Source organism: Desulfobacterium sp. N47, from assembly GCF_051233685.1.
Lineage (GTDB): Bacteria > Desulfobacterota > Desulfobacteria > Desulfobacterales > RPRI01 > RPRI01.
Window position 1 is genome coordinate 1 of record NZ_JBAMMY010000026.1, and the last position, 5,652, is coordinate 5,652.

5 protein-coding genes are annotated in these 5,652 nt (G+C 37.9%); 3 read left to right on the plus strand and 2 right to left on the minus strand.

Translation table 11 applies throughout. The features are described 5' to 3' along the window. Positions 1–187: 187 nt before the first annotated feature. Positions 188–589, plus strand: a complete 402-nt coding sequence (locus tag VXK47_RS01120; RefSeq protein ID WP_435546936.1) for a NifB/NifX family molybdenum-iron cluster-binding protein — start codon at positions 188–190, stop codon at positions 587–589. A 94-nt stretch (positions 590–683) separates the two neighbouring features. Here the strand turns inward: VXK47_RS01120 and VXK47_RS01125 are convergent, their stop codons facing one another. Continuing rightward, positions 684–1,703 (minus strand): molybdopterin-binding protein, encoded by a 1,020-nt coding sequence (locus VXK47_RS01125; RefSeq protein WP_435546937.1) that lies wholly within the window; start codon positions 1,701–1,703, stop codon positions 684–686. A gap of 658 nt (positions 1,704–2,361) precedes the next feature. Between VXK47_RS01125 and VXK47_RS01130 the strand changes: the two genes are divergently transcribed. Further along, positions 2,362–3,543 (plus strand): saccharopine dehydrogenase family protein, encoded by a 1,182-nt coding sequence (locus tag VXK47_RS01130; protein ID WP_435546938.1) that lies wholly within the window; start codon positions 2,362–2,364, stop codon positions 3,541–3,543. 55 nt (positions 3,544–3,598) lie between these two features. After that, positions 3,599–4,738 (plus strand): carboxynorspermidine decarboxylase, encoded by a 1,140-nt coding sequence (gene nspC / locus VXK47_RS01135; RefSeq protein ID WP_435546939.1) that lies wholly within the window; start codon positions 3,599–3,601, stop codon positions 4,736–4,738. Between the two features lie 37 nt (positions 4,739–4,775). Here the strand turns inward: nspC and VXK47_RS01140 are convergent, their stop codons facing one another. After that, positions 4,776–5,207 (minus strand): amino acid-binding protein, encoded by a 432-nt coding sequence (locus VXK47_RS01140; RefSeq protein ID WP_435546940.1) that lies wholly within the window; start codon positions 5,205–5,207, stop codon positions 4,776–4,778. Positions 5,208–5,652: the final 445 nt, after the last annotated feature.

Consider the following 5,652-nt stretch of genomic DNA (forward strand, 5'->3'; position numbering starts at 1 on the left):
CCTGTATCAATAAAAAGGATTCGTCAGCTTAGAAACAATATCCAGAATGAATTGCGTGCCTGTGGAAAAAATACACAGTCTGATAATCGAATTGTCAAAGAACAAACTTTATATGCAAAAACCTAACCGGACACTACTGAATTTTTTTAAAGAATAGCGCAGGCGGATCTAAGAAAGGAGTTTTATAATGAAAATATGTTTTCCGGTTGAATTGGATAAAGGATTAGATAGTGAAGTGTTCGGTCATTTTGGTACTGCCCCACAATTTGTTGTTTTTAATATAGAAACAAAATCAATTAGCACTATTAATAACCAGGATTTAGGCCATGCACACGGTAAGTGCAGCCCTTTAAAAGCTTTAGATGGGAAAATGGTTGATGTTATAGTAGTTGGAGGCATTGGTGCAGGTGCTATCAATAGATTGAATGAAATGGGGATTAAAGTCTATAAAGCTTCAAAAGGCTCAGTTAAAGACAATCTCGCATTATTCGAAAACAACTCAATACCTGAAATGACTGTAAAACATGCATGCGGTGGTCATGCCGATGGTTGCGGTCACTATCTACGGCATCTGATATTGGCTATATAAAGCCGCCAAGCAACAGCGCTGGCCATATCACCTGCTGCTCCTTTGATGCCAAGTTGATTTAATCTATTTTGTGGCATAGAAGATCTCCCTCATATTACTTGCCGAACGGGCAAACAGGATACTGGCATTTTTTGCAGTTTAAGCAAAAGCCTCCATGGCCCATTTGTGCAATTCCCTCTTTTGTAATTTTGTCTCCCGCCAGGGCTCTGGGAAAAACCAGATCGAAAATTGTTGTAGAATTATAATAAACACAAGCAGGAAGGCCGAGGATGGGAATACCTTTAACAACAGCATACAGAAACATAGCACCCGGAAGAATAGGTGAACCGTAAACAATAATTTTGCCCCCGGCTTTTTTAACTCCCTGCTTTGTAACATCATCCGGATCAACTGAAAGACCTCCGGTAGTGATAATCAGTTCACATCCAAAATCAACAAGTTCGTTAATAGCGTCCGCAATCATTTCCGGATCATCAGGAACAAGTATCTTTTTTACTACCTTCGAACCGAAATCACTGACTTTATTTCCCACATACTTGTCGAACTCATCCTTTATTAAACCTTTGTAAAGCTCACTGCCGGTGACTACTGCTCCTACCTTAAGTTTTCGGTATGGCAACAAACTGATAATGGGTTTATACTTTTTTGCAATAGCTTCAACCCTTTCAATCTTCTTTCGGGATACTATCAGAGGTATTATCCGCGTACCGCCTACAACCTGATCTTTTTTACATGGAAAATTGGTTTTAATAGTAGATACAATTATATTATCCAGTTTATTAATCTTAAGAAGCCCATTTATATTAATCTTAAGAAGCCCGTCTGCTTTGCAGATTATACCTGATTTTCCTTCACTTGGATCTGTCCATCGGATTCCATCACCGCAGATTGAAGCAGCGATACGCAAGGCGCCATCATCTTCGTGAACGTAGACATTTGAGAGATTCAAAACATAGATAGTCTGCTTTCCCAGCTTGAGTAATTCCGGAATATCTTCTTCCTTTAAAACATGACCTTTCCTGAATGCAACTCCCTTGTATTTTCCGGGCACAATCCGCGTCATGTCATGAGGCAAAACCATCCCAACCGCATCTTCAACTCTGACCTTCTTCATAAGTTTCCTCGTATATTAATTTCAAGAACTTTGTGAGTTGTTTAAAATCCTTAAATTATTATGTATAATAATTGGTTTCCAAACACATGTTTTAAATATACAAAAAAAATTCCAGTTGCTTTTGAATATATATCAAACTTTTCAGGCCGACTATTAACTAAAGAAGTTCCGTTACTTAAGGCATACATCTTTGTCAAGACAATTATAGCATAATCAAGGTATGCTATAATTCAAAAGAGTGCGCCTTTTTTAGTGATAAGGATATAAACTTATCATATCAGTTGCATGCTTGATTTGAAATGCTGTATGTATTTTTTTGTTCAAATAACAATCTATATGAGCTAATTTCAAAAATCATAAATTAAACTGACGTGTCCGTTCATATTGTCGTTGGTACCCCTGGAATATTGCAAGTAAACAATAAATTTTTGCCGATTGGGTATGGGTAAATATGCCCAATTACAACCAGGCAATTGGAATATTATTATGACAAATCTTACTACCGATCGAAAAATAACATTTAGCGAGAATTGCTGCGTCTTTCGAATGAGTTTTGATTTTTTGTTACCTTTATGATACCGGAGGATCTTAAGTAATGGAAAAAAATATCAGGGGTATCAACTATTTTAATAAAATTAAGCTTTAGAGGAAAATGCAGATGAGCAATGTTCTTATAATTGGTGCAGGTGGAGTCGGAGGCGTGGTAACCCATAAATGTGCCCAGGTTCCGGATGTTTTCTCAAAAATTGTGCTTGCAAGCAGAACAGTTGAAAAATGTGAAAAAATAAAAAGACAGATTTCAAGACCTATTGAAACAGCGAAAGTCGATGCTGATAATACACCTGAACTGATTGAACTCATTAGAAAAATATCTCCGGATCTTGTTATTAATACTGCACTTCCTTATCAGGATCTAACCATTATGGATGCATGCCTTGAGACTGGCGTTGACTACCTTGATACAGCAAATTATGAGCCGCCCGATGAAGCCAGATTCTGCTATAAATGGCAGTGGGATTATCATGAAAGATTTAAGGAAAAGGGAATAATGGCGCTTCTTGGTTGCGGATTTGATCCGGGAGTCACAAACATTTTTTGCGCCCATGCCGCTAAAAACCACTTTGATGAAATTCATTATATTGACATAATGGACTGTAATGCCGGAGACCACGGACATCCTTTTGCAACTAATTTCAATCCCGAAATAAATATAAGAGAAGTTTCAGCCAGAGGTAAGTATTACGAAAACGGAGCATGGGTGGAAACTGATCCTCTTTCAGTATATAAGACATTTGATTTTCCCGAAATTGGACCAAAGGAAATGTATCTTATGTACCATGAAGAACTTGAATCTCTTATCAATAACATACCCGGCATAAAGCGTATCAGGTTCTGGATGACTTTTTCAAAGGAATATCTGACGCATCTCAGAGTTCTTGAAAATGTGGGCATGACAAGAATAGACCCGGTTGATTTTGAGGGAAACAGGATTGTTCCGTTAAAATTTTTAAAAGCCATTCTTCCCGAGCCTGCATCTCTTGCCGAAAACTACAAAGGCAAAACCTGTATAGGCTGTATGATTGAAGGCATAAAAGACGGTAAAAAAAGAAAGTATTATATTTATAATATCTGTGATCATGCCGAATCTTACAAAGAAATAAAAGCGCAGGCAATATCCTATACCACCGGAGTGCCCACCATGATAGGGGCTATGATGATGCTTACCGGCAAATGGAAAGCAAAAGGAGTGTTTAATGTAGAGCAATTTGATCCTTCTCCTTTCATGGAAAAACTTGGAATGCACGGCCTGCCCTGGATTGAAAAATTTATCGGGGAATGAGTCGATGGTTCTAACTATTATAATTTTGCAATAAAAATTTCTTTTGTATATCAAAATGGAGTATGCTGAAATTAAACGTATATCAACACCATGTTATATTCTTGAGGAAGAAGCACTTGAGCGGAATTTAAAAATTCTTGACTCGGTTCAAAAGCAAACCGGTGCAAGAATTATCATGGCGCTTAAAGGATTTGCCATGTTCAGCGTTTTTCCCCTGATAAGACAGTATCTTAGCGGTATATCTGCAAGCTCAGCAGATGAAGCAAGATTGGGGTATGAAGAATTTGGCAGTAAAGTGCATGTTTGTTCTCCGGCATACAGCGATTCCGAATTCAACGAAATTTTAAACTACGCAGACTATATTGTTTTTAATTCATTTTCACAGTGGAGGCACTTTAAAGCCGATGTTACTGCAAGTAAAAAAAAGATTTTGTGCGGAATAAGAATTAATCCCGAATATTCGGAAGTCCGGACAACTATTTACGATCCCTGCGGTCAATTTTCAAGATTGGGTACAACAAGGGATAATTTCAAGGAAGATGAGCTGGACGGCATTAGCGGCATTCATTTTCATAATCTTTGTGAGCTTAATTCGGATTCTCTTTTGCGAACATTAAAGGTAGTAGAAGAAAAATTCGGGCTATTTTTTAACAGATTGAAATGGATAAATTTCGGAGGCGGGCATCATATAACCAGAAAAGATTATGATGTAAAACTTTTATGCGATCTTATTAATGATTTTAAGAAACGTCACCCTTTAGATGTTTATCTTGAACCTGGAGAAGCAATTGCGCTGAATGCCGGTGTTCTTGAGACATCGGTTGTAGATATTATTTATAACAAAATGAATATCGCTATATTGGATACCTCGGCTGCCACACATATGCCCGATGTTCTCGAAATGCCGTACAGGCCGAATATAACAGGAGCCGGACTTCCCGGAGAATACAGGCACACATACAGGCTCGGTGGTGTAACGTGCCTTGCAGGAGATATTATAGGAGACTATTCTTTTCCTGAACCGCTTAAGACAGGTTCGCGAATCGTGTTCGAGGATATGGCTCATTACACAATGGTTAAAAACAATACTTTCAATGGCATCCGCTTACCATCTATTGCCATAAAGGATAAATCAGGAGATATCCGGATTATAAAAAAGTTTGGTTATGAAGATTATAAAAACAGGCTTTCTTAAAAAAATAACCGGCTATCAGTTTTTGCCGGATAATTTTTTAATGTATCCCAAGTGCTTTGGAATCAATAAGCTTTATCCCGTTTTTACGTAAAATTTCAATTGCCTTATCATTGTCGCTGAAACGGAAAATCATGACGGTTTTGCCTGATAAAAAACCGATATGAGTATACATGTAAACTACACGCACATCAGCATTCTGTAAAGGTTCAAGCATTGCGGCAAGCTGCCCGGCCTTATCTTCAATCTCAGCGGCAACTACATTATCGACTATCGCAGGCAGTTGCTTTTCCATGAGTATACGCCTTGTTTTGGCAAGATCGGAAACAATAAGCCGCAGTATTCCGGACTTTCCGGTATCAACAAGGTTAAGGGCTCTTAAATTGATTCCGGCATCACCCAGGATACGGACTACTTCAAACAAACGGGCCGGTGAATTTTCTATATTGACAGCAATCTGTTTTAACTTCAATTAAACCTCCTGTTGTATGACGCAAAAAAGGTATGCAAATTGCCATTTCAGCGGCAGATAAAGACAGGAAAGACAAAAATAGCTATATTATTTCTTTTACACGAATCTTCTTATGTTTGAAAGACCAATCTGTATCAGTCTTAAAATTTGTTAAGCAGAATAAAGCAGGGAATGATAAAAGCTGAATTCAGAAAATCATAAATCCGCTATTGCAAAACTCATTGTTGCGACAGGATTATATAAATAATCTTGACATTACTATTTGCCGGAAGTTATTAAAAAATAAAATGTCTTTATAATTAACAACTAAAGTTTCACCGAAATGATGCATGGTTTACTCACGCGACCATCCGTAACAGCGCGTCCACGAAAGATTTTCGGGAGAGTTTCTGGTTTTTGTTGCAAACGGCATTAAAATCATCAGCCAACGCGTCCTTGGCGATGA